This is a genomic window from Prauserella sp. PE36 (genome assembly GCF_003311655.1).
In the GTDB taxonomy this organism is placed as follows: domain Bacteria; phylum Actinomycetota; class Actinomycetes; order Mycobacteriales; family Pseudonocardiaceae; genus Prauserella_A; species Prauserella_A endophytica.
Window position 1 is genome coordinate 106,968 of record NZ_QEQT01000110.1, and the last position, 22,443, is coordinate 129,410.

A 22,443-nucleotide genomic window follows, 5' to 3' on the forward strand; every position below is an offset into this window, starting at 1 on the left:
CTTGTCGTGACCGGCGTCGTCCCGGCAAGGAGTGGGGCCTCCCTGCGCCGGCATGATCCGGATCAGGTGCGAACGGTCGTGGGCTCTCGCCCACCTCTCAGCCCGGCCTTCGCCGGACTCCCGTGGCAAACGTGCAGCGTACTCGCCTCGGTACCACCATGGACGCATGGCAGACGTACTCAACGACGAACGCATCGACGAAGCGCTGGGGCACCTGCCCCAATGGCAGCGCGAGGGTGACGCCATCCGGCGCGAGGCGAAGCTCGCTTCCTTCTCACAGGCGATCCAGGTGGTGAACCGCGTCGCCGAGATCGCGGAGAACGAGAACCACCACCCGGACATCGACATCCGTTGGCGCACACTGACTTTCCGGCTCAGCACCCATTCCGAGGGCGGCATCACGGAGAAGGACATCTCCCTCGCCGCCGAGATCGACGGGGTGATCGACGAGATGTGATCTCCGCCGGGATGGCAACCTCCGGTGTGTCGTGGCGCGTTGTCCGGGTAGCCGCAAGAGGGTGGAAGGGAGTGCGCGATGAGCCGTTCGAGCAACGCTGTCAACACATCCGGAGTCTCGGGTGCCACGTCCCATCGCAGGCTCTCGATCGTCTCGGGGCTGCTGATGCTGATGGTCTTCGGCGTCGGGGCGCTGCCCGCGGCAGCGGAGACCCGGGAGCGAGCGGCCACCGCAGAGGGCAGCGACATCACGCAGGCGCTCGTGGTGGGCGGTGGGGCATTCGCACTCATCATCGCGCTGGCGGGCGCGGTGCTGTTCTACACCGCGAAAGGCCGTCGATTGTGAATTGGCCCACAGTTCACCGCCGAAGCTAACAACGGGGACGGGTCAGGCGCTGTCAGGGGTGAATCGCCCACCACCAGTCATTTTGGGGACCACATGAACCGCGCCCCCGTTCTCTCACCGGGTCAGCAGGCCGTCGTGACCGCGTTCGCGGTCACCGTCACCCTTCTGTTCGTGATCCTGCTCGCCGCGGCGGGCTGAGCCACCACACGCCGAAGCCGAGGCGCCCGGTCCGCCCGGCGCCTCGGCGCTAGCGTGCTCGCGTCAAGGCGGTGAACCTGCCGCGATCTCGGGACACGGAAGGACGCCGTGGAGGCGCCGACCACGAGGTCGCGAATCGTGCTCCGGCGCGGTGTGATCGATGCCGTTCAGGCCGTGGAACACGGAGAGCGCCATCCGCGACAGGCGTTTGTCGCCACCGAAGGCCGCCGCAGTGACCGGCCCCGTTTCTCCGGAGATCACTCAGGAACGGACGCGGTAGCGCACGTGCGCCTCGCCGGCAAAGGCGGCGGTCTCGACGCGCTCGAGGTCGACGCGCCTGTCCAGGCCGGCGAATAGCGAGATGCCCTTGCCGAGCAGAATCGGCACGACGTGCAGCTGAATCTCGTCGACCAGCCCAAGCGCCAGGCATTGCCTCGCGATGCTGCCACCCAAGAGACTCACCGACTTGTCGTCTCCGGCCGCCTGCTTGGCCAACTCGACCGCCCGCTCGATGTCGTCGACGACGAAGGTGTAGGTGACACCATCCTTCTCGACCGGTTCGTGAGCGCTGTGAGTCATGAGGTAGACCGGCACCCGCAGGCTGCCTCCATACGGAACCTCTCCGTCCTCGATCGTCTGCGCCTTGTTCGCTCCCCCGACCACCGCGCCGATCTCTTTCGTGACCTTCTCGACGAGCTCCTCGTCCTCGGGCGCGATGGGGAAGCCGGACATCCAGTCGGTCCCGCCGTCGCTGTCGGCCATGAATCCATCGAGCGACACCGTTGCGTGGATGATCACCCGTGCCATTGTCCGCACCTTCCAATTGAGGTGAGCCGATCGACTCACCTCAACGAGGGTAGGCCTCGCTGAGAGGTGAGTCAATCAACTCACCTCCGTGGCACAATGGGGACATGTCGCGAGAAATCTCGGCGTACCACCGCCAGGTCGCCGCCTCCAACCGGGCGGCCATCCTCGATGCGGCCGCGGACCTGTTCCTCGAGTCGGGCTACGACCGGACCTCCCTGGCGCGTGTCGCGGAACGTGCCGGGGTGTCCAAGGCGACGCTGTTCAAGCAGTTCCCGACGAAGTCGGAGCTCTTCGAGGCCACCGTGCTCGCAGCGGGTGACACACCGGACGGGGAACTCATCGACCCTCCACCAGGAGACTTCCAGGCAGGGTTGATCACCCTGGGCATGGCGTACGCAGAACTGCTGGCCCGCCCCCGGATGGCGGACCTGATCCGGCTCGTGATCGCCGAGTCCCCGAGGTTCCCGGAGCTGCGCGAGCGCACCTTCGATTTCGGCACCCTGCCCGTCCTCGCGGCCCTGAAGCGCTACTTCAAGGCCGAGAACGCGGCAGGAAACGCCAACGTCGACGATCCGGACGTGGCAGCACCGCAGTTCCTCGGGATGATCGCCACCGTCGTCTTCTGGCCACGCCTGGTCCATGCCAACTGGTCGCTCAGTGACGACGAAGTCCTCCGCGTCATCGACGAGGCGGCTCGAACGATGGCCGCCCGCTACGCGGCATCCGCGACCCGCTCCTGACCGTCCGCCGGAGCCGTGCGCGACGACCTCGATCGCCGACCTGGTCACAGCTGCTGTTTCCACGGATCGAGCAGATCGACACCGGTGTGCGCGAAATCCTTGAGGTTCCGCGTCGCGCAAGTAGCGTCGTGCGCCAGACAGATCGCCGCGGTCTGCGCATCGGCCGTGCTGATCGGAAGGCCCGCCGCTTCGCGTGCCACGAGCACATCCGCGTACTGCTCTGCGGCAGCATCGTCGAAGGACAGGATCGCGCGACTGTCGCGATACGGCTCCAAGGCAGTCTCGATCCGTGACCGGAACTCGACTACACGTTGAAGCGGAATTCCACCACGTCGCCGTCGGCCATGACGTAGTCCTTGCCCTCCATGCGGACCTTGCCCGCCGCACGGGCCGCCGCCATCGAGCCCGCCTCGACCAGGTCGTCGTACGACACGACCTCGGCCTTGATGAACCCGCGCTCGAAGTCGGTGTGGATCACGCCAGCCGCCTGCGGCGCCGTGGCGCCCTGCGGGATCGTCCACGCACGGGCTTCCTTCGGCCCCGCCGTCAGGTAGGTCTGCAGGCCGAGCGTGTGGAAGCCGGCCCTCGCGAGCGCGTACAGGCCGGGCTCGGCCTGGCCGACCGACTCCAGTAGCTCGCGCACGGCCTCCTCATCGTCCAGCTCCAGCAGCTCGGCCTCGACCTTGGCGTCGAGGAAGACGGCGTCGGCGGGGGCGACCAGCTTGCTCAGCTCGTCGCGCTTGGCCTGGTCGCCGAGTACGCCCTCGTCGGCGTTGAACACGTAGAGGAACGGCTTGGTCGTGAGCAGGCTCAGCTCGCGGAGGCCCTCGGCGTCGATCTCCTTCTGCGCGGAGAAGAGCGTTCGGCCGGAGTCCAGGACATCCTTCGCGCGCCGCGCGTTCTCGAGGGCGGGCCGGGCCTCCTTCTTCGTGCGCGCCTCCTTCTCCATCCTGGGCAACGCCTTCTCGAGCGTCTGCAGGTCGGCGAGGATCAGCTCGGTGTTGATCGTCTCGATGTCGGACAGCGGGTCGATCTTCCCGTCGACGTGCACGACATCCGGGTCGTCGAAGACCCGGATCACCTGGCAGATGGCGTTGGCCTCGCGGATGTTGGCGAGGAACTTGTTGCCGAGACCGGCGCCCTCCGACGCACCCTTCACAATGCCCGCGATGTCCACAAAGGACACCGTCGCCGGAACGGTCTTCGCCGAGGAGAACAGCTCGGCGAGCTTGTCCAGGCGCGGGTCCGGCAGGGGGACGACCCCGACGTTGGGCTCGATCGTCGCGAACGGGTAGTTCGCGGCGAGCACGTCGTTGCGCGTCAGTGCGTTGAAGAGGGTGGACTTGCCGACGTTGGGCAATCCCACGATGCCGAGGGTCAGACTCACGACAACGGAGTGTACGTGCCGTCCGGCCGGCGCCCGTCAGCCGTCGTTGTTGTCGTCGTCGTTCTCGTTGCGGTCGTCGTTGTTGTCGTCGTTGCCGCCCTGGCCGTCGTCTTCGTTGTCGTCGTTGTTGTCGTTGTTGTTGTTCTCGTTGTTGTCGTCGTTGTCGTTGTTGTCGTCCTGGCCGTCGTCGTCGCCGTTCTGGCCGCCGTTCTCCTCCTGCTGCGTACCACCGTCGTCATCCTGGGCGGGCTCGTCACACGCGGAGGCCAAGCCGATCGCCCCCACGGCGGCGACGATGGCGGCGAAAGTGCGGACTTGGCGCTTTCCAGATCGAACCGTCATGGTCCCGACATTACGGACGCCCCGCGCCGCATGCAGCGCGGTAATGTCCGATTTCCGCCAGTCGAGGCTTTGACCTGGTGGCAGGATCGCGGTCATGACGCAGCTCATCGCTCCGGTTCCAGCGAACCAGAGCCTGTGGCACGACACCGAACGGTGCTATCGCGCCGTGATGTCGCGTGACGCCCGCTTCGACGGGCAGTTCATCGTGGCCGTGCGCACGACAGGCATCTACTGCCGTCCCTCGTGCCCGGCGATGACCCCGAAGGCCCGCAACGTCGAGTTCTTCCCCACGTCGGCGGCGGCACAGTCGCGTGGCTACCGTGCCTGCCGGCGCTGCCTGCCCGACGCCGTCCCCGGGTCACCGGAGTGGAACGTCCGCGCCGACCTCGCCGCGCGCGCCATGCGCCTGATCGCCGACGGCACCGTCGAGCGCGAGGGTGTACCAGGGCTCGCACGCAGGCTCGGCTACTCGGAACGCCAGCTCGGCCGCGTGCTCACCGCCGAGCTCGGGGCAGGACCGCTCGCGCTCGCGCGGGCTCACCGCGCGCACTCGGCCCGGCTCCTCATCGAGCTGTCCGAGCTGCCGCTGACGGATGTCGCGTTCGCGGCCGGGTTCGCGAGCGTGCGCCAGTTCAACACCACGATCCGCGAGGTGTTCGCCACCACGCCCACTCAGCTGCGCGCGGCCGCGGCGGGCAAACGCGAGCAGGCGGGTCCCCGCGACGAGCCGTCGGCGGCAGGCGCCCGGCTGACCCTGCGGCTGCCGTTCCGCGAGCCGTTCGACGCCGACGGCCTGTTCGCGTTCCTCGCCGCCCGCGCGGTCCCCGGCGTCGAGGACGTCACCGACGGCTACCGCCGGACGTTGCGCCTGCCCCACGGCACCGGGCTCGTCCGCCTGACCCCGGCCGAGCGATACGTCCAGTGCGACCTGCGGCTGACCGACGTCCGCGACCTCGGCAACGCCGTCGCGCGGGTCCGCAGGCTGCTCGACCTCGACGCCGACCCGGAGGCCGTGAGGCAGGTCCTCGGCGCCGACCCCGCATTGGCCCCGCTCGTCAGCGCGATCCCGGGCATGCGGGTACCGGGCGCGGTCGACGGCACGGAGCTCGTCCTACGCGCGATGCTCGGGCAGCAGGTCTCGGTCGCGGCCGCTCGCACGGCCGCCGGACGGCTCGCGAGCGAGCTGGGCGAGCCGGTGACAGCCACCGACGGCGAGCCCGGCCTGCTGTTTCCGGCCGCAGCCGCGATCGCCGAGCACGCGACCGAGGTACTACGCGGACCGCTCAGGCGCATCGAGGCCATCCGCGACGTCGCCACCGCGATCGCCTCCGGCGACCTCGACGTCCACGTCGGCCGAGAAGCCGCCGAGCTGCGTGCCGAGCTGCTGGCCGCACCCGGCATCGGCCCGTGGACGGCCGACTACGTGCTCATGCGTGTGCTCGGCCAGCCCGATGTCCTGCTCGACGGCGACCTCGCCATCCGCAAGGGCGCGGCCGCACTCGGCCTCGACGGCACGCCCGCCGCACTCACCGCACGAGCGCAGGCCTGGCGGCCCTGGCGGTCCTACGCGGGCATGTACCTCTGGCGCGCGAGCGCCCCCACCAGCACGAAAGGCATTGGCCAAGCACCATGAGCACTGCCCACTGGTCCACACAGGACACCCCGATTGGCCCGTTCACGGCCGTGGTAGCGGCCGACGGAGCCGTGCTCGGTTCCGGCTGGACCGCCGACCCCGGCGAGCTCGTCGACGGGATCTCCCCTGCGCTCAGGCCCACCGAGCTGGTCCGACGGCGCGACCTCGGCCCGGTCAGCAGGTCCGTGCGCCGATACCACCGGGGTGAACTCGACGCCATCGACCTCATCCCCGTCCGGCAGCGCTCCGGAGAGTTCCTCCAGCACGCCTGGGACGTCCTCCGCACGATCCCGGCCGGAAAGCCACAGACCTACAGCGACTTCGCCGCACTCGCGGGCAGACCGTCCGCGATCCGGGGTGCCGCGCTGGCCTGCGCACGCAATGCGGCGGCACTCTTCGTGCCCTGCCACCGCGTGTACCGGATCGGCGGGGCGCTCGGCGGCTTTCGCTGGGGTCTCGACGTCAAACGCTGGCTGCTCGACCACGAGGCGGCTGTCGGCTGAGGCTCACCGGCCGCGAAGCCAAGCGATATCAGGCAGCGGTCATCCCTCCCCCCAGCTCGATCGTGGATCCGGCTCGGGACTTGCGTACCCGCAACCGGGTGGGAATGCGCTGGCGCAGCTCCTCGACGTGCGACACCAGCCCGACGACCCGCCCACCCGCGCGCAGCTCGTCGAGCACGTCCATCACCACGTCCAGCGTCTGCCCGTCCAACGTGCCGAAGCCCTCGTCGACGAACAGCGTGTCGAGCAGCGCCCCGCCGGTCTCGGCGGCGACCACGTCGGCGAGGCCGAGCGCGAGCGAGAGCGAGGCGAGGAACGACTCGCCACCCGACAACGTCTTGGCGGGCCGCACCGCCCCCGAGTAGTCGTCGAGCACGTCGAGGCCGAGGCCACCTCGCGTGCCACGGGAACCGGCGGCGTCGGAGTGAACGAACGAGTAGCGCCCCTGGCTCATCGAGCGCAGGCGCACCGTCGCCGCCACGGCCACCTCCTCGAGCCGGGCCGCGAGCACGTACGACCGCAACGACATCCTGCGGGAGTTCTGCCCGCGCCCGTTCACGACATCGGTGAGCGCGTCGAGCTCCGCGAACTCCTCCTCGGCGGGAGCAAGTTCCGCGAGCGCGGCGGCGAACCGCTCCACGAGCCCGTCCACCTCCTCCGCCCGTTGCGTGGCCGCGCGCAGGGTGGCGACGGCGCCCTCGGCCCGCGCCCTCGTCTCGTCCGCTTCCAGCCTGGCCGTCTCGGTGTCCACCTCGTCGTCCGGTGACACCCCTGCCAGCTCGGGCTCGGCGAGCACTGCGCGGGCGGCCTTCTCCTCGGCCTCCGCGTCGGCAAGCGCCCGCTCCAGCTCGGCGACGCGGGCCTCGGTGCGGGCGGCGGCGAGCGCCTCCTCCACGGTGGCGAACCCGGCCTGCCGCACCGCGTCGCGGAGCGCGGTCCGCTGCTCGTCGAGCCGTTCCTTCGCGGTCGCCCTGACCGTCCGCGCCTCGGCGAGCGCGTCGAGCGCGCCCACCACGGCGACCAGGTGCTTCCTGCGCTCACCGACATCGGCGAACTTGCCGCGCGCGATGTCGAGCCTGCGCTCACGCTCCTCGACGCGTTCGGCCAGCGTCCGTCGTTGCTCCTCGGCCGCGCCCGCCGACCGTTCGGCCTCAGCGCGCTGGGCCGTCAACTCGGCATACTCGGCCTCGACCGCCCGCACGGAGGTGTCCAGCCGAGCCTTGCGGTCGGCCAGCGTGGTCAGCTCGGCAAGCTCCGTCCGCACCGTGGCGAGTGCGTCGGTGAGCTCCTCCGGCGTCCTCCCACCCAGCCGCTCGCGTACGGCGGCGAGCGTGCTCTCGGCCTGATGCCGTGCCGTGAGGGCGGCAGCGCGGTGCTGTTCGGCGGCGCGTTCGCGCTCCGCCGCGGCGGCCTCGTCCGCCTCGCCGACGGAGTCCGCCGTCGCCGTAGCCGGTTCGGGGTGCTCGGCGGACCCGCACACGGGGCAGGGCTCGCCATCGCCGAGCCGTGTCGCCAGCTCGGCCGCCATCCCGGCGAGCCGCCGCTCCCGCAGGTCCAGCAGCACCGTCCTGGCCGTGTTGTAGGCGTCGGTGGCCTCCTGTTCCGCGCGGACGGCCCCCGCGGCGGCTCGCTCGAGCGCGGGAACCTCCTTCGCATCGGCGAGGGCGCCGACCAGCTCGGACTCGCGTGCCCGAACGCCGTCGAGCCGCACCTCGGCCTCGGCCGCCTGCTCACGCTGCAGCCGCAGTTCCCGGGCGCGCTCGGGCAGGCCCTGCAGCTTCTCGCCGAGCGCCGTGGCCTGCGCGGTGGCGTAGGTCGCCGTCTCCACGAGGTCCCGCAATCGCTTGCGGTCCCGCTCCTGCTGCTCGGCCTCGGCGACGAGCCCCGCCAGCGCGCCCGCCTCCTCCCGCAGCGACCCCGCCCGCTCGCGCAACACCGCCACGGGGCTGTCCGGTTCGGCGAACCCGGTGGCCACCAGCGCCTCGCGCGCGGTGGCCTCGGCGGCGCGGGCTCGCTCGAACCGCTGGTTCTGCCGGTCGGCCTCGGCCGCGGGCCCCGTGACGGTGACGGCGCGCCGCGCCGAGGCCAGCTCGGCGGCCCACCGCGCGCGTTCGTTCGCCTGCTCGTCCAGCGCGGCGATCCGCTGCCGCGCCGCCCGCACCCGGCGCACGCGCTCCGCCGCGGTCCTGCGCTCGTGCAGCTTCGCCTCGGCGCGCTCGCGCGCCGCACTCGCCAGCCGCTCCTCCTCGCGGGCTGCCGCGACCGCCTCGGCCGCGCGCCGCCTGAGCACGTTCGCCCATTCCTCGCCCGCGCCCTCGGGTGGCTCCTCGCGCGCCGCCTGCGCGAGGCGGGCGAGCCATTCGCGCACGGATTGCCTGCGCCGGTCGAGCTCCCGTCCCCGTGCCGTGCGCAGTTCGCGGAACCAACGTTCGGCGTCGGCGAAGCGCTGGGTGCCGAACAGCCGCTCCAGCAACTGTTCCCGCTCGGTGGTGTCGGCCCGCAGGAACCGTGCGAACTCTCCTTGCGGCAACAGCACGACCTGGAAGAACTGCTCGGCGTTCATCCCGAGCAGGCGCTGCACGGTGCGGGACACCTCGTCGATGCGCGTGATGCCCTCGGCGGGCTGCCCGTGCGGCGCCTCCCCGAGCCACGTCAGCGACGCCGTGGCCTGCTGGGTGGTGAAGCCGTCACCACGCCGCTTCGGACGCTGGTATTCGGGGCTGCGCACCAGCCGGAGCCGGTATCCCTGCACACTCAGCTCGAGCACCACCTCGGTACCCGTGTCGTTGTCGGCGATGTCGCAGCGCAGCCGCTTGACCTCCCCCCTGGCTCCGGGCACCGCGCCGAAGAGAGCGAAGGCGACGGCGTCGAGCAACGTGGTCTTGCCCGCGCCCGTGTCGCCGTGCAACAGGAAGAGCCCGTCCGCGCCGAGTGCGTCGAAGTCGACGACCTCGCGCCGCGCGTACGGGCCGAAAGCCGTGACCTCGAGCCGATGGAGTCTCATCGGGAATCACCGTCCTGTTCGGGATCACGCTTGCCCGCGGCTTCGAGTGCCGCGGTGAGCAGTGCGTGTTCGCGCTCGCTCGGCGGGGCGCCCCGGCAGTCGTCGAGGAAGCCGCTCGCGATCTCGGAGTCCGACCGCCCGCGCACGGCCTCGGCGTAGCGGAGCACGGTCGCCTGGCCGCCTTCCGGTTGCCAATCCAGGTGCACCGCATGGGGAAACCGCTCTCGCAGCCTGCGCATGGCGTCCACCGGCCGCACGCGGTCGGTGAGCGTCGCGGAGACGAAGCAGTCCACGAGCCCGGCGTACTCCGGGGCTTCGAGAAGGTCGGCGAGCAGGCCCCGCATCGTCGCAAGCCGCCTCGGCACCGGAAGGTCGCGCCGTTCGACTCCGGCGAGTCCGTCGGCGTCGAGGTCGACGAGCCACACCGATTTCCGTTGCGCCGTCTCGGAAAACGAGTACGCGAGCGGGCTTCCCGAGTAACGCAGGTGTTCCGCGAGCGTCTGCGCTCCGTGCAGGTGTCCGAGTGCGACGTAGTCGACACCGTCGAAGACGGAGCCGGGGACCTGTTCGACACCACCGACCGCGATGGTGCGTTCGGAGTCGCTGCCGACGCCGCCCGTGACGAAGGCATGCGCCAACACGACCGATCGCGTTCCGGGCTCCCTGCCTGCCAGATCCTCGGTGACCCGGCGCATCGCCTCGGTGAGCACGCCGGTGTGCCCGCGCGCCTGCGGCACCCCGAGTGCATGGCGGACGATTTCCGGTTCCAGATAAGGAATTCCGTAGAGCGCGACCGGTCCGTGGTCGTCTTCGAGCACCACCGGTTCGGCCAGCTCGGCCGCCGTCGTGCGCAGGTGCAGACCACCGGCCGCGGCGAAGTCGGCGAACGCACCGAGCCGCGCCGCCGAATCGTGGTTGCCGGGCGTGATGACGAGCTGCGCGCCCGCTTCCCTGATCCGCTTCATCGCACGAGTGGCCACGCGCACAGCCTCGGCGGACGGCACCGCACGGTCGTAGACGTCACCCGAGACGAGGACGACGTCGACCGCCTCGCCGGCCACCAGGTCGGCGAGGTGAGTCAGGACCGTCTCCTGCTCGGCGAGCAGGTCGGCACCGTGGAAAGTCCGTCCGACGTGCCAGTCCGAGGTATGCAGCATCCGCACGCGATCAAAGCTAGGACGCCAGGCCGACAGAACGGGGTACAAACGACCGGCGTGTCACTCGAACGTGTGTTCGAGTCGGGTCGTGGCCGGTTTTGTCGGTGGCGTGCGCCATGATGCGTTCAGTCGATCACGAGCCGGGATCGGCCCGACGAGAAGGAAGGGAGCGCGCCCGTGGGTTCGACGGTGCTCGCCACGGCGGCAGTGGTGGTCGCCCTGCTGCTGGCGGGAGCGGTCGTCATGTTGTGGCGGCTGTACCAGGACGGCATGCGCCGGGCCGACGCGGCCGCGCGGCAGGTCGACGTCGAACGGGCGCGAGTGGACGAACAGCAGACGGCATTGCGCCGCTACGAGGTCGCGTTCGCCTCGATCAGCGGTCGTGGCGAGCTGGGCGAGCAGGTGCTGATCGAGACCGCCCGCGCGCTCGGACTGCGCGAGGGCCTCCACTTCACCCTGCAGACCGACCTCGCGGGCGGCGGAGCCGCGAAGCCGGACATGGTCCTGCGGGTCGGTGGGGACCGGTCCGTCCCCGTCGACGCCAAGGCGAGCATGGCGTGCTGGGCGGAGGCCGTAGAGACCGACGACCCCGAGGAGCGGCTCGACGCGTTGCGGGTCCACGTCCGCAACCTGCGGTCGAGGGCGGCCGAACTCGCGGCGAAGGGCTACCAGCGGTGGGCCGACGCGATCTACGGCACGGTCATGTTCGTGCCGTCCGACGCGGCCGTGGTCGCGGCACTCGACACCGACCCGGAGCTGCTGCGGTGGATGCTCGACCGTCGCGTGTTCCTGTGCGGTCCAACCGGTTTCGCGGTGATCGCCTCCGCCGCGATGTTCGCGGCGACGGAACGGACGCTCGTCGACGACGTCGAGCGGGTGCGCTCGTCCGCGGCGTCGGCACACCGGGCGGCGGGCAACGCCGTCGACGCGGTCAACCTCTCGAGCACTCACCTGCAACGGTTCCTGTCGGCTCGGCGACGGGAGCTGGACGCGCTCGAGAGCTTCCGGGCGAGCGTAGGACCGCTCACCGAGGCCGCAGCGAGCCCGGCTCCGGTACCCGCTATCCGGAAAGGGGACGAAATAGCGACAACCTGACGAAGTTCTCAACTGCTGGTTCATACCATTACCGGCCGTGACCGCCCTGATGTGCTTGAACTCACGCTCTCAGGTGTTGCGAGCGGCGAGGGCGCGGAGTGGTAGCGGGTTTCGGGGCTAAACGGGATACGGTGTTGCCTCGTGACCGCCATACGCGATCGCCGGAGCGATCCTGACGCCGCAGATGACGATGCGCAGATCCCGTGGGATGAGCGTGCCGTCCTCGGCGCCCGGCGCGGTCTGCCTTGGTGGGGAGCGGTGCTGCTCACCCTCGGCTTGGCAGTGGTGGGCGCCATCGTGGACCTGCAGGTCTCTGACGACCTGGGCGTGCTGTTCCAGGTGATGTTCCTGATCGGCTCGCTCGCGGCCGTCGCCGCCGTGCAGCGGCGGAACCTGTTCGGGCCGATGGTGCAGCCGCCACTGATCCTGGCCTTCACGGTCCCGGTGCTGGTGCTGACGGCGTCCGGACTGCCCTCGAGCAGCGACACGCTGGCCAAGGTGCTCGCGATCAGCACCCCGCTGATCAACGCGTTCCCGATGATGGCGATCACCACCGGGCTGACCGTGGCGCTCGGCTTCTATCGCATGTACCGCGAGCGGGATCCCGACGCGCCAGAGAAGGTGCGTGCCAAGGGCACGCGGGCGGAGGACAAGCGCGCGGGCGACCCGGGTCGCAAGCGCGGCCTGGCGAAGCGTGCGAAAGAGACAGACGGCGACCATCTCGATCGTCCGGAACGAGCGGACCGGGCCGGCAAGCGGCCACCCGAGGGCCGTGGCGAACCGCCGCGGCGTGGACCGGGACAGGGCGGTCCCGCTGCCGGCGCGGCGGGTGGCCGCAGGCAGCGTCCTGAGGACGCGCCCCGACGTGGCCGGGAGAGGGCCGCCGACCGCGACGCGGGCCCGGGCGGCAAGCCGCCGCGGGACCAGACGGGGCGGCCGAGGCAGCCGCGCGTTCCTCCGGACGCCGCCGAGCGCAAACGCCGCGTCGAGGAGTGGCCGGACTCGATTCGTGGCCCCAAGCGGCCACGGCGCACACCGCCGCCTTCGGACGAGCCGCCGGGCCGGGGCCGCGGTCCCCGGCGTGAGCCGGGGCGCGACGAACGGCCACCCCGCCGCAACCGTCCCTGGGACGGCGACCGGGGCTGACGCCGCACTCGCGTCTCCGACGCGAAAGCTCCGTTGGCGCTGACGACGGGAGGTTCCGTTCGCAGCGCCACCCCGGAGGATCCGCTCGCTTCCGGCGGGGAAGCTCCGCTCGCGCCGACGGTGTGGAGGCTCCGTACACACGGCCGCCCCGCAGATCCATTCGAATGTGGCGGAAAGGCACCGTTCACACCGACGGCGCGGCCACTCCGTTCGCGCCGATGAACCGGTCACAGCAAGGCAGGGCCCGGCACGGCAGGGCCCGGCACGGCACGGCCGGGCCCAGAGCGGCAGGGCCCGGCACGGCCCAACACGGCAGCCACGCACGGCCAGCCCAACCCAACACGGCCCAACACGGCAGGCACGGCACAGCAAGGCCAGCCCAACATGGCCCAACACGGCACGGCACGGCACGGCACGGCACGGGCAAGCCTGGACCACGGCCGGGGCTCGGACCATGGACCGTCGCCGACGCGGAGGCTCCGATCGCCCCGGACCACGGAGCCAACGGTCCGGCACCAACGCGAAGGTCCCCTCCGCCGCGGCGAAGGGGACCTTCGGAACAAGCACGGCCGAGCCGCCTCGGCGGTCCGGCGGAGGGGTCAGCGCACGCTGCTGCGCGCGGTCTCCGAGCCGGACCGGAGCTCCCTCGGCAGGGCGAAGGAGATCTTCTCGTTCGCCGTGGTGACCTCCTGCACATCGGCCCAGCCGCGCTCGGCGAGCCACTCCAGGAGCTCCATCACGAGCACGTCCGGCACCGAGGCGCCGCTGGTGACACCGACCGTTTCGACGCCGTCCAGCCAGGCCTCGTCCACCTCGTGCGCGTAGTCGACCAGGTGCGAGTCGCGGGCGCCCGCCTGGAGCGCCACTTCCACGAGCCGCTGCGAGTTCGACGAGTTGGCCGAGCCGACCACGAGCACCAGATCGCATTCGGCGGCCATGGCCTTGACGGCCACCTGGCGATTCGAGGTCGCGTAGCAGATGTCGTCGCTGGGCGGGTCCGAGATCTCGGGGAAACGCTCGCGCAGCTGGTCGACGCGCTCCATGGTCTCGTCGACGCTCAGCGTGGTCTGGGAGAGCCACACGACCTTGGACGGGTCGCGCACCTGGACCTTCTCGACGTCTTCCTCGGTGTCGACGAGCTGCACGCGGTCCGGCGCCTCACCGGAGGTGCCCTCGACCTCCTCGTGCCCGGCGTGGCCGATCAGCATGATGTCGTAGTCGTCGCGCGCGAACCGGTTGACCTCCTTGTGGACCTTGGTCACGAGAGGGCAGGTCGCGTCGATCGTGCGCAGGTTCCGCTCCTCCGCCTCGGCCCGCACCGCCGGGGAGATGCCGTGCGCGGAGAAGACCACGAGGCCGCCCTCGGGCACCTCGGACGTCTCGTCGACGAACACGACCCCGCGCTCACGCAGAGTGTCCACGACGTGACGGTTGTGCACGATCTCCTTCCGGACGTACACCGGCGGGCCGTGCATCTCGAGCGCCTTCTCGACGGTGATCACGGCACGATCGACACCGGCGCAGTACCCGCGCGGCTTCGCCAGCAGAACGCGCTTACCACCGGAGACGGACGCGTCGTCGGCAGACGGCACCGATACGCTGGTAGCAGGCTCTGTTCCGGGACTCGCTGCACTCATGCCACCCAGGGTACGGGTGCGACAGGCCCGGCAAGCCGGGAGACGCTTTCCTGGGATGCGCGACACGCGTTAACCCATTCGGCTGGGCAGGATGAACCATGTGCGGCAGGCTTAGGGACATGAAGCAACTCCCGTTCCCCGTCCGGGTGGCCGCGGGGCTCGCGGTCACGACCGCCGAGCGGGTTCGCGACCTTCCCAAGCAGCTCACGGAGCTTCCGGTGACGGTCGCCAGCCAGGTGCTGCAGGCCTCGATGCGCGTGCAGCAGCACGTCACCGAGCTGGCGATCAAGGGGGACGACGCGCTGTCCTCGCTGCGTCCCGCCGAGGAGGCGCCGAGCTGGGCGACGTTCGACGAGGACCTGGAGGAACCGCCGAGCACTCCCGCGCCCAACGGGCACCGCCCCGCCACGGCGTTCGACGACCCGTGGGGCGCCGAGGAGCGCGCGCTCGCCGAGGAGCACACCGAGGGCGAGTTCGACAGCCCGGGAGCGCCCAGCGCGGGACCGGCGGGCGTCACCGACTACGACTCGCTCACGCTGCCGCAGCTCAGAGCGCGCCTGCGCCGGTACACGCTGACCCAGCTGGAGGAGCTGCTCGCCTACGAGCGCGACCACGCCAACCGGCCCTCGTTCACCGGCATGCTGACCCGCCGCATCGGCAACGTGCGGGCCGAGCAGGCCGAAGGCGACTCCGAGGACACGACCGAACGGTGAGCAGCGGCACCGAACCCGTCACCCGGCCGTCCGGCCAGGCCTCCACCGCGGAGAGCCCCTGGCCGGTCCGCACGGTCGCCCGCAAGATCGCGGACTGGATCCACCGCCTCGGCACGGTCTGGGTCGAGGGCCAGGTCACCCAGATCTCCGCGCGGCCGGGCACGTCGACGGCATTCCTGACGCTGCGCGACCCGGCCGCCGACGTCTCGATGTCGGTGACCTGCCCGATGCGCCTGCTGCGCTCCATCGATCCGCCGCTGCGCGACGGCGCGAGCGTGGTCGTGCACGCCAAGCCGACGTTCTTCCTGGGCAGGGGAACGCTGAGCCTGCGGGCCAACGAGATCCGCGCGGTCGGCATCGGCGAGCTGCTCGCGCGCATCGAGCGGCTGCGCAAGCTGCTCGGCGCGGAGGGGCTCTTCGCGCCCGAGCGCAAGCGCAGGCTGCCGTTCCTGCCCAAGGGGGTAGGCCTCATCACCGGCCGGGCGTCGGCCGCCGAGCACGACGTGCTGGTGAACGCGCAGGCCCGCTGGCCCGCCGTCAAGTTCCACGTCGTCAACACCGCCGTCCAGGGCGTGAACGCGGTGCCGCAGATCGTCCGCGCACTTTCCACTTTGGACGCCAACCCCGAGGTGGACGTGATCGTGATCGCTCGCGGCGGCGGCAGCGTTGAAGACCTGCTGCCGTTCTCGGACGAGACGCTGTGCCGGGCCGTCGCCGCGGCGGGCACGCCGGTGGTCAGCGCGATCGGGCACGAGCCCGACTCTCCGCTGCTCGACCACGTCGCCGACCTGCGCTGCTCGACGCCGACCGACGCCGCCAAGCGCGTGGTGCCGGACGTGCGCGAGGAGACCGCCAGGGTGCACCAGCTGCGCGACCGGGGCCGCAGGGCGCTCCACGGCTGGGTCGACACGCAATGCCGTCTGCTCGACCAGCTCCGCAGCCGCCCCTCGCTGGCCGATCCGCTCGGACCGATCGAGCGCAGGGCCGACGAGGTCGAGCTGAACGTCGAGCGCGGAAGGCGGGCGATCTTGACCACACTCGCGCACGAGCAGAGCGCGCTGACCTCAGCTCGCGCGCGGCTCACCGCGCTCGGGCCTTCGGCGACGCTCGAACGCGGGTACGCGGTCGTGCAGTTCTCGGACGAGGAAGGCAACCTCAGGGTGCTCCGATCGGTCTCTCAGATTGCCGAAGGAGCCGCACTGCGCGTGCGCGTTGCCGACGGCGCGATCCGAGCGACCGCCCTCGCACCCGAGGAGTGAGGATGCAGCACTGCACGTTCCTCCCGCTGACGACCGATGCCGCCGCCCGCCTCTGCCGGAGCACGACCGGTGAGCGGCACGGCAGGGCGAGGGTCGTCCGGCACCGGGCCGCCGAGGTCGAGACCGCCGCGGCGCACTGCTGGACCGCGCTGCTCGCAGGCTGCGACACGGCGGGCAGGTGGGAGCTGGGGCCGCGGCTGCGCAGGCTCTCGGAGGCCACGTCCCTCTACACGGGCACCCGCTGGTGGTTCGCCGACGGGTCGGTGCACCGCAGGCGCGTCGCGGGCGCCCAGTCCTCCATCGAGGACGCGATCGCGGACGGTGACGGCGGGGAGTTCGCCAGGGCCTTCGTCGGCTACGACCACGCCATGGCCAGCGCGGTAGTGTGCGCTGCGAGCACCACCCGCCAACGATCGAGAGCGTGAGACAACAGCGTGAGCGAACCAGACGGCACGGCCGAACTCGGCTACGAGCAGGCCCGCGACCAGCTCATCGAGGTGGTGCGCGGCCTCGAGGCCGGTGGCCTCTCCCTTGAGGAGTCGCTCGCGCTCTGGGAGAAGGGCGAGCGGCTGGCGCGGCTGTGCGAGAAACACCTCGAGGGCGCCCGTGAGCGGATCGAGGCTGCCCTGGCTACCGTGGAGGACGCGCCGGACACCGAGACCACCGAGGATGCCGAAGGCTCCGCCGGCCGCGACTCGGAGTGACGTCCGCGACAACTGTGAGCGTCCGATTCGGCACGCCGCCTGGTTAAGGTGAGGCGGGCCGTATGCAGGTGACGCCAGCGTCGACAACGCCATCCGGGAGGCAGCAGATGACCGCCGACAACACGTCCTCGAGCTCGACGAGACGCGTAGAGGCTCCGGACCGCAACCTCGCGATGGAACTCGTCCGGGTCACCGAGGCCGCGGCGATGGCCGCCGGCCGCTGGGTCGGCAAGGGCGACAAGAACGGCGGTGACGGCGCGGCGGTCGACGCGATGCGCCAGCTCATCGGCACGGTCTCGATGCGCGGTGTCGTCGTGATCGGCGAGGGCGAGAAGGACGAGGCGCCCATGCTGTACAACGGCGAGGAGGTCGGCAACGGCGACGGGCCCGACTGCGACGTCGCCGTGGACCCCATCGACGGCACGACGCTGATGTCCAAGGGCATGCCCAACGCGCTCGCGGTGCTCGCGGTCGCCGAGCGCGGCGCGATGTTCGACCCTTCCGCGGTGTTCTACATGGAGAAGCTCGCCGTGGGCCCCGAGGCCGCGGGCGCGGTGGACCTTTCGGCGCCGATCGCGGAGAACATCCGGCGTGTGGCGAAGGCCAAGCACAGCGGGGTTTCCGACGTCACGGTGTGCATCCTCGACCGGCCGCGCCACGAGGGGATCGTCAAGGAGGTCCGCGAGGCGGGCGCCCGCATCCGGTTCATCAGCGACGGCGACGTCGCCGGCGCGATCGCGGCGGCGCGGCCCACCACAGGTGTGGACATGCTGCTCGGCATCGGCGGCACGCCGGAGGGCATCATCGCGGCGTGCGCCATGAAGTGCCTCGGCGGTGAGCTGCAGGGCAGGCTGTGGCCGAAGGACGACGCCGAGCGGGAGAGGGCCGTCGCGGCCGGCCACGACCTCGACCGCGTGCTCGGCACCGACGACCTCGTGCGCGGCGACAACGTGTTCTTCTGCGCCACCGGCGTCACCGACGGCGACCTGCTGCGCGGCGTGCACTACCGCTCAGGCGGCGCGACGACGCAGTCGATCGTGATGCGCTCCAAGTCGGGCACCGTGCGGTTGATCGACGGCTACCACCGGCTGACCAAGCTGCGTTCGTACTCGTCGGTCGACTTCGACGGCAGCGGCGCCGACGACGTCGTCCCGCCGATTCCCTGATGCGGGTGGTCCGGCGCCGACTCGCGGCTGTGCTCGCGGCCGCCGTCGTCCTGTTGTGCTCGTGGCCCGCTCCGGCGTCGGCGGTGCAGCCACTGCTCGTCGGAGGGGTCGACGCCGACCAGAACTACCCGTTCATGACCGCGCTGGAGCTGCCCTCCGGTGAGCACCTGTGCGGTGCCTCCCTGGTCCGGCCCGGCTGGCTGGTCACCGCGGCGCACTGCGTGCAGGGCAGGACGCTCGACGGATTCACGGCCAGGGTCGGCAGCAACGACCGCACCCAGGGCGGCGAGGTCGCCAAGCCGGCCGAGATCGTGGTGCATCCCGACTACGACCCGGCCGGTCCGGGCGGTGACATCGCGCTCGTGCGGCTGGCCACGCCGGTCAAGGCGGTGCCGGTCGAGCTGGGCACGCAGGCCGGGGCGGGCACTCCCACCCGTCTGCTCGGCTGGGGCCAGACGTGCCCTGAGCAGAACTGCGGACCGAACCCGGCGATGCTGAAGCAGCTGGACACCACGATCGTGGATGGCAAGGGCTGCACGGGCTTCGACGCGGCGGTGGAGCTGTGCACCGGCAACCCCGGCGGCACGAAGGGCGCGTGCTACGGCGACTCGGGCGGGCCGCAGCTCGTGCGGGTCGAGGAGCGCTGGCAGCTGGTCGGCGTTTCCAGCCGCCCAGGCAACGACGACGCGAAGTGCGCCACCGGCCCTTCGATCTACACGTCGGCGGTGGCCTACACGCAGTGGATCAACGAGCGGACCGCGCCACCACCGCCTCAGGAGCCGGAACCGGCACCGTGAGGCTCACTCCGCGTTGCTGGAGTGGCCGGGGAACAGGTGCGCATCGGGGTTGAGGGTCACGGCGATGTTGTTGATCGCCGTCGCGGCCTCACCGAAGCCGGTGGCGATGAGCTTGACCTTGCCGGGATAGGCGGCCACGTCGCCTGCGGCGAAGACGCGGTCCCGCGCGGTGGCCATCGTGGAGTCCACCGCGATGGCGCGGTGATCGATCTTCAGGCCCCAGTTCTCGATGGGCCCGAGGTCGGCGGTGAAGCCGAGCGCGGCCACGACGGTCTGGGCGGGCAGCACGACGCGCTCGCCGCCCTTGAGCTCCAGTTCCACCTCGGCCAGCTCACCGTCGCGGTCGCGCAGTGCGGTCACTTCGGCGTCGGTGATGATGCGGGCACCGCCTTCACGGGCCTGGCGCACGATCGACTCCGCGGCGCGGAACCTCGCCCGCCGGTGCACGAGCGCGACGCTGTTGGCGATGGGCTGCAGAGCGAGCACCCAGTCGAACGCCGAGTCACCGCCGCCGACCACGACCACGTCCTGCCCGGCGTGCGCGTCGAGCGCGGGCACGAAGTGCACGAGGCCCCTGCCGAGCCACCCGTCGCCGGCCGGCAGTGGGCGCGGGGTGAACTCGCCGATGCCCGCGGTGATCAGCACGGCGCCGGCACGCACGACCTCGCCGCCGTCGAGCGTCATCTCCAGGCCCGAGTCCGTGGTGGTCAGCGCCTCCGCCTTACGCCCGAGCAGGTAGGTGGGATCCCACTGCCCCGCCTGCTCCACGAGCCCCTTGATGAGGTCCCGCCCGCGCACGGCGGGGAACCCGCCGACGTCGTAGATCAGCTTTTCCGGGTACATCGCGGTGACCTGTCCGCCCGCTTCCGGCAGCGAGTCGACGATCGCCGTCGACAGGCCGCGGAAACCCGCGTAGTAGGCCGCGAACAAGCCGGTCGGCCCCGCCCCGACGATCAGCACGTCGACGCCGGACTCCATGGGCGAGCCCATTGGCTCACCGCCCTTCCGCCGTGGTGGGTGGCAGTCTCGTAACCGATCTTAGTGCGCGAGGACACCGGGCGGTCGGGTTTGCGCTAGGCCAGACTGGCGCTATGGCTGAACAGCGATACCGGATCGAGCACGACACGATGGGCGAGGTCAAGGTGCCCGCCGACGCCCTGTACCGCGCGCAGACGCAGCGCGCCGTCGAGAACTTCCCGATCTCCGGCCGTGGCCTCGAGCGTGCCCAGATCCGCGCGCTCGGCCTGCTCAAGGCCGCCGCCGCGCGCGTCAACGCCCGGCTCGGCGTGCTGGACGGCGACGTGGCCGCCGCCATCGCGAAGGCAGCCGACGAGGTCGCCGAGGGCGCCCACGACGAGCACTTCCCGATCGACGTGTTCCAGACCGGTTCCGGCACGTCGTCGAACATGAACGCCAACGAGGTGATCGCGACGCTCGCCTCGCGCTCCCTTGGCCGTGACGTGCACCCGAACGATCACGTCAACGCGTCGCAGTCGTCCAACGACACGTTCCCGACCACCATCCACGTCGCGGCCACGGAGGCCGTGCTGACCGACGTGGTGCCCGCGCTGGACCACCTGGCGACCGTGATCGAGCAGCGGGCAGCCGAGTGGCAGGACGTCGTGAAGTCGGGCCGCACGCACCTGATGGACGCTGTGCCGATCACGCTGGGCCAGGAGGCGGGCGCGTGGGCCGCGCAGGTCCGGTTCGGCATCGAGCGGCTGCGCAGCGGCCTGCCGAGGCTCGGCGAGCTGCCGATCGGCGGCACGGCGGTGGGCTCGGGGCTCAACGCGCCGGACGGCTTCGGCTCGGCCGTGGCCGGGGAGCTGGCGAAGGTCACCGGGCTGCCGCTGACGGAGGCGCGCGACCACTTCGAGGCGCAGGCGGCACAGGACGGCGTCGTGGAGACGTCGGGACACCTGCGCACGGTCGCGGTGTCGCTGAACAAGATCGCAAACGACCTGCGCTGGCTGGGCTCGGGCCCGCGCACCGGCCTCGCGGAGCTGGCGCTGCCGGACCTGCAGCCGGGCAGCTCGATCATGCCGGGCAAGGTCAACCCGGTGATTCCGGAGGCCACGCTTCAGGTGGTGGCGCAGGTGATCGGCAACGACGCGGCCGTCGCGTTCGCGGGCGCGCAGGGCAACTTCCAGCTCAACGTCAACCTGCCGGTGATCGCGCGCAACGTGCTGGAATCGGCGCGGCTGCTCGCCGCGGTGTCGCGGCTGCTGGCGGACAAGGTCTTCGCTGGGCTGACCGTCAACACCGAGCGCACGCGGGCCTACGCCGAGGGCTCCCCGTCGATCGTCACGCCGCTGAACAGGTATCTGGGGTACGAGGAGGCGGCGGCCGTCGCGAAGCAGGCGCTGAAGGAGCTGAAGACGATCAGGGAGGTCGTGCTGGAGCGCGGTCACGTCAGGGACGGCAAGCTCACCGAGGAGCAGCTCGACGAGGCGCTCGACGTGCTGCGGATGGCGCGCGGCGGCAGGTAGGAGGCCACCAGCGGAAGGAGCCTCCGTCCGCCTGCCAACATGACAAGAAACCTTGCTAAAGGATTCCTTCTAAAGACACCTTGTTATGCATGGCCGACGACGAGCTGATCCGCGATTCCAAGCGTTTGCGTGCACTGGCGCCCCCCTGCGCTGGGAGCTGATCGACCTGCTCACGGTGGAGCGCTCGGCGACGGCCACGCGGTGTGCCCAGGTGCTCGGCGAGAGCGTGGCGAGCTGCTCCTACCACCTGAACATGCTGGCCAAGTAAGGCTCCGTCGAGGAGGCCTCGGGGGAACTCGGGAAAGCCGTGGCGCGCCACCAGCGCGAAGCGGGACTTCCGGCTGTCCGAACTGGACAAGGAAGGTGTGCTCGCAGGCGAGGCAGCGGCCGATGCCTTCCTCGAACACGAGATGACCGTGCTGCGGAGCCGAATTCGGGCGCACGACCTCGAGCCCGAGAACTGGCGGAGCGCGACCGGGATCGTCACTTCGAACACGTTCCTCACCGCCGACGAGGCGGCGCGGGTGCGCGACGAGATCATGGCCATCGTCGAACGCTACCGGCACCGGCTCACGGACCCGGAACGGCGGCCGGAGGGCTCGCGCGAGGTCCGGCTGTTCACGGCGCTCACCGCGGCACCGGAGAAACGAGCGGGGAGAAACCGATGACCCACCCCGATTTCCTCGACGCGCTCGTCCACCAGAGACGCGCGAGCCTGCGACGCTCGGCAAGCAGGCGCAGGCATCGAAGGCGTACCCTTCGCGAGCGGCTCGGCTGGCTGCTCGTCGACTGGGGCCTTCGCCTCGCGGACGCGCGGCCCACACCGCCGGCCGCGTCGGCATCCGCGGGCCGGTGAGCCCGGCC

General features: G+C 71.1%; 24 protein-coding genes and 1 riboswitch. Of the genes, 16 read left to right on the forward strand and 8 right to left on the reverse strand.

Going from position 1 to position 22,443, the window contains the following annotated elements:
- Window positions 1–22: 22 nt before the first annotated feature.
- Window positions 23–134, reverse strand: a riboswitch (TPP riboswitch).
- 32 nt (window positions 135–166) lie between these two features.
- Window positions 167–457 carry a 4a-hydroxytetrahydrobiopterin dehydratase gene (locus DI005_RS35780; protein WP_112270888.1) on the forward strand — a complete coding sequence of 97 codons (291 nt, stop codon included), beginning with the start codon at window positions 167–169 and terminating at the stop codon, window positions 455–457.
- A gap of 78 nt (window positions 458–535) precedes the next feature.
- Window positions 536–802, forward strand: a complete 267-nt coding sequence (locus tag DI005_RS35785; protein ID WP_323808391.1) for a hypothetical protein — start codon at window positions 536–538, stop codon at window positions 800–802.
- Between the two features lie 459 nt (window positions 803–1,261).
- Here the strand turns inward: DI005_RS35785 and DI005_RS35790 are convergent, their stop codons facing one another.
- Window positions 1,262–1,807 carry a dihydrofolate reductase family protein gene (locus DI005_RS35790; protein ID WP_113644983.1) on the reverse strand — a complete coding sequence of 182 codons (546 nt, stop codon included), beginning with the start codon at window positions 1,805–1,807 and terminating at the stop codon, window positions 1,262–1,264.
- Window positions 1,808–1,911: 104 nt separating this feature from the next.
- Here DI005_RS35790 and DI005_RS35795 point away from each other — a divergent pair, with 104 nt between their 5' ends.
- On the forward strand, window positions 1,912–2,547 hold the full coding sequence (locus DI005_RS35795) for a TetR/AcrR family transcriptional regulator (RefSeq protein ID WP_113644984.1): 636 nt from the start codon (window positions 1,912–1,914) through the stop codon (window positions 2,545–2,547).
- A 44-nt stretch (window positions 2,548–2,591) separates the two neighbouring features.
- On the opposite strand, the gene DI005_RS35800 is transcribed toward DI005_RS35795, so the two are convergent.
- The 3 genes from DI005_RS35800 to DI005_RS38805 are packed head-to-tail and all read right to left on the reverse strand — an operon-like array spanning window position 2,592 to window position 4,372.
- A complete protein-coding gene (locus DI005_RS35800; protein ID WP_199543507.1) occupies window positions 2,592–2,822 on the reverse strand; it encodes a hypothetical protein in 231 nt (76 codons plus the stop codon).
- A 29-nt stretch (window positions 2,823–2,851) separates the two neighbouring features.
- Entirely contained in the window at window positions 2,852–3,934 is a 1,083-nt protein-coding gene (ychF, locus tag DI005_RS35805) for a redox-regulated ATPase YchF (RefSeq protein WP_113644985.1), read from the reverse strand.
- Between the two features lie 36 nt (window positions 3,935–3,970).
- Window positions 3,971–4,372: a hypothetical protein gene (locus DI005_RS38805; RefSeq protein WP_199543509.1), complete on the reverse strand. Its 402-nt coding sequence runs from the start codon at window positions 4,370–4,372 to the stop codon at window positions 3,971–3,973.
- Between DI005_RS38805 and DI005_RS35820 the strand changes: the two genes are divergently transcribed.
- Window positions 4,371–5,909, forward strand: coding sequence for a DNA-3-methyladenine glycosylase 2 family protein (locus tag DI005_RS35820; protein ID WP_113644986.1), 1,539 nt, complete (start codon window positions 4,371–4,373; stop codon window positions 5,907–5,909). The genes DI005_RS38805 and DI005_RS35820 overlap by 2 nt on opposite strands.
- Entirely contained in the window at window positions 5,906–6,412 is a 507-nt protein-coding gene (locus DI005_RS35825) for a methylated-DNA--[protein]-cysteine S-methyltransferase (RefSeq protein WP_112270879.1), read from the forward strand. Before DI005_RS35820 ends, DI005_RS35825 begins: the two co-directional genes overlap by 4 nt.
- A 28-nt stretch (window positions 6,413–6,440) precedes the next feature.
- Here DI005_RS35825 and DI005_RS35830 read toward each other — a convergent pair whose 3' ends face one another.
- Both DI005_RS35830 and DI005_RS35835 read right to left on the reverse strand, forming a co-directional pair.
- Window positions 6,441–9,416 (reverse strand): AAA family ATPase, encoded by a 2,976-nt coding sequence (locus DI005_RS35830; protein ID WP_113644987.1) that lies wholly within the window; start codon window positions 9,414–9,416, stop codon window positions 6,441–6,443.
- Entirely contained in the window at window positions 9,413–10,579 is a 1,167-nt protein-coding gene (locus DI005_RS35835) for an exonuclease SbcCD subunit D (RefSeq protein ID WP_199543512.1), read from the reverse strand. The genes DI005_RS35830 and DI005_RS35835 overlap by 4 nt, the downstream gene beginning before the upstream one ends.
- Window positions 10,580–10,750: 171 nt before the next feature.
- On the opposite strand from DI005_RS35835, the gene DI005_RS35840 reads away from it, so the two are divergent.
- The gene (locus DI005_RS35840; protein ID WP_112270873.1) at window positions 10,751–11,668 is read left to right on the forward strand and encodes a DNA recombination protein RmuC; all 918 of its coding nucleotides are present in this window, start codon (window positions 10,751–10,753) and stop codon (window positions 11,666–11,668) included.
- A gap of 141 nt (window positions 11,669–11,809) precedes the next feature.
- On the forward strand, window positions 11,810–12,814 hold the full coding sequence (locus DI005_RS35845) for a DUF6542 domain-containing protein (RefSeq protein ID WP_113644989.1): 1,005 nt from the start codon (window positions 11,810–11,812) through the stop codon (window positions 12,812–12,814).
- 599 nt (window positions 12,815–13,413) lie between these two features.
- Here the strand turns inward: DI005_RS35845 and DI005_RS35850 are convergent.
- Window positions 13,414–14,451 carry a 4-hydroxy-3-methylbut-2-enyl diphosphate reductase gene (locus DI005_RS35850; RefSeq protein ID WP_112270869.1) on the reverse strand — a complete coding sequence of 346 codons (1,038 nt, stop codon included), beginning with the start codon at window positions 14,449–14,451 and terminating at the stop codon, window positions 13,414–13,416.
- A gap of 119 nt (window positions 14,452–14,570) precedes the next feature.
- On the opposite strand from DI005_RS35850, the gene DI005_RS35855 reads away from it, so the two are divergent.
- The 6 genes from DI005_RS35855 to DI005_RS35880 all read left to right on the forward strand — a co-directional run bounded on the left by DI005_RS35855 (window position 14,571) and on the right by DI005_RS35880 (window position 19,090).
- A complete protein-coding gene (locus tag DI005_RS35855) occupies window positions 14,571–15,164 on the forward strand; it encodes a lipid droplet-associated protein (RefSeq protein ID WP_112270868.1) in 594 nt (197 codons plus the stop codon).
- On the forward strand, window positions 15,161–16,423 hold the full coding sequence (gene xseA, locus DI005_RS35860; protein WP_113644990.1) for an exodeoxyribonuclease VII large subunit: 1,263 nt from the start codon (window positions 15,161–15,163) through the stop codon (window positions 16,421–16,423). Before DI005_RS35855 ends, xseA begins: the two co-directional genes overlap by 4 nt.
- A gap of 2 nt (window positions 16,424–16,425) precedes the next feature.
- Complete coding sequence (locus tag DI005_RS35865) at window positions 16,426–16,848, forward strand: hypothetical protein (RefSeq protein ID WP_112270864.1); 423 nt, start codon at window positions 16,426–16,428, stop codon at window positions 16,846–16,848.
- 9 nt (window positions 16,849–16,857) lie between these two features.
- Window positions 16,858–17,127, forward strand: coding sequence for an exodeoxyribonuclease VII small subunit (locus tag DI005_RS35870; protein WP_112270862.1), 270 nt, complete (start codon window positions 16,858–16,860; stop codon window positions 17,125–17,127).
- A gap of 107 nt (window positions 17,128–17,234) precedes the next feature.
- Complete coding sequence (glpX, locus tag DI005_RS35875) at window positions 17,235–18,293, forward strand: class II fructose-bisphosphatase (RefSeq protein WP_112270860.1); 1,059 nt, start codon at window positions 17,235–17,237, stop codon at window positions 18,291–18,293.
- Entirely contained in the window at window positions 18,293–19,090 is a 798-nt protein-coding gene (locus tag DI005_RS35880) for a trypsin-like serine protease (protein WP_112270858.1), read from the forward strand. Before glpX ends, DI005_RS35880 begins: the two co-directional genes overlap by 1 nt.
- A gap of 3 nt (window positions 19,091–19,093) precedes the next feature.
- On the opposite strand, the gene DI005_RS35885 is transcribed toward DI005_RS35880, so the two are convergent.
- On the reverse strand, window positions 19,094–20,080 hold the full coding sequence (locus DI005_RS35885) for an NAD(P)/FAD-dependent oxidoreductase (RefSeq protein ID WP_113644991.1): 987 nt from the start codon (window positions 20,078–20,080) through the stop codon (window positions 19,094–19,096).
- Window positions 20,081–20,181: 101 nt separating this feature from the next.
- Between DI005_RS35885 and DI005_RS35890 the strand changes: the two genes are divergently transcribed.
- The 3 genes from DI005_RS35890 to DI005_RS35905 all read left to right on the forward strand — a co-directional run bounded on the left by DI005_RS35890 (window position 20,182) and on the right by DI005_RS35905 (window position 22,435).
- Window positions 20,182–21,579, forward strand: coding sequence for a class II fumarate hydratase (locus tag DI005_RS35890; RefSeq protein ID WP_113644992.1), 1,398 nt, complete (start codon window positions 20,182–20,184; stop codon window positions 21,577–21,579).
- 365 nt (window positions 21,580–21,944) lie between these two features.
- A complete protein-coding gene (locus DI005_RS35900; RefSeq protein ID WP_112270853.1) occupies window positions 21,945–22,247 on the forward strand; it encodes a hypothetical protein in 303 nt (100 codons plus the stop codon).
- A complete protein-coding gene (locus DI005_RS35905) occupies window positions 22,244–22,435 on the forward strand; it encodes a hypothetical protein (RefSeq protein WP_113644993.1) in 192 nt (63 codons plus the stop codon). Before DI005_RS35900 ends, DI005_RS35905 begins: the two co-directional genes overlap by 4 nt.
- Window positions 22,436–22,443 lie beyond the last annotated feature (8 nt).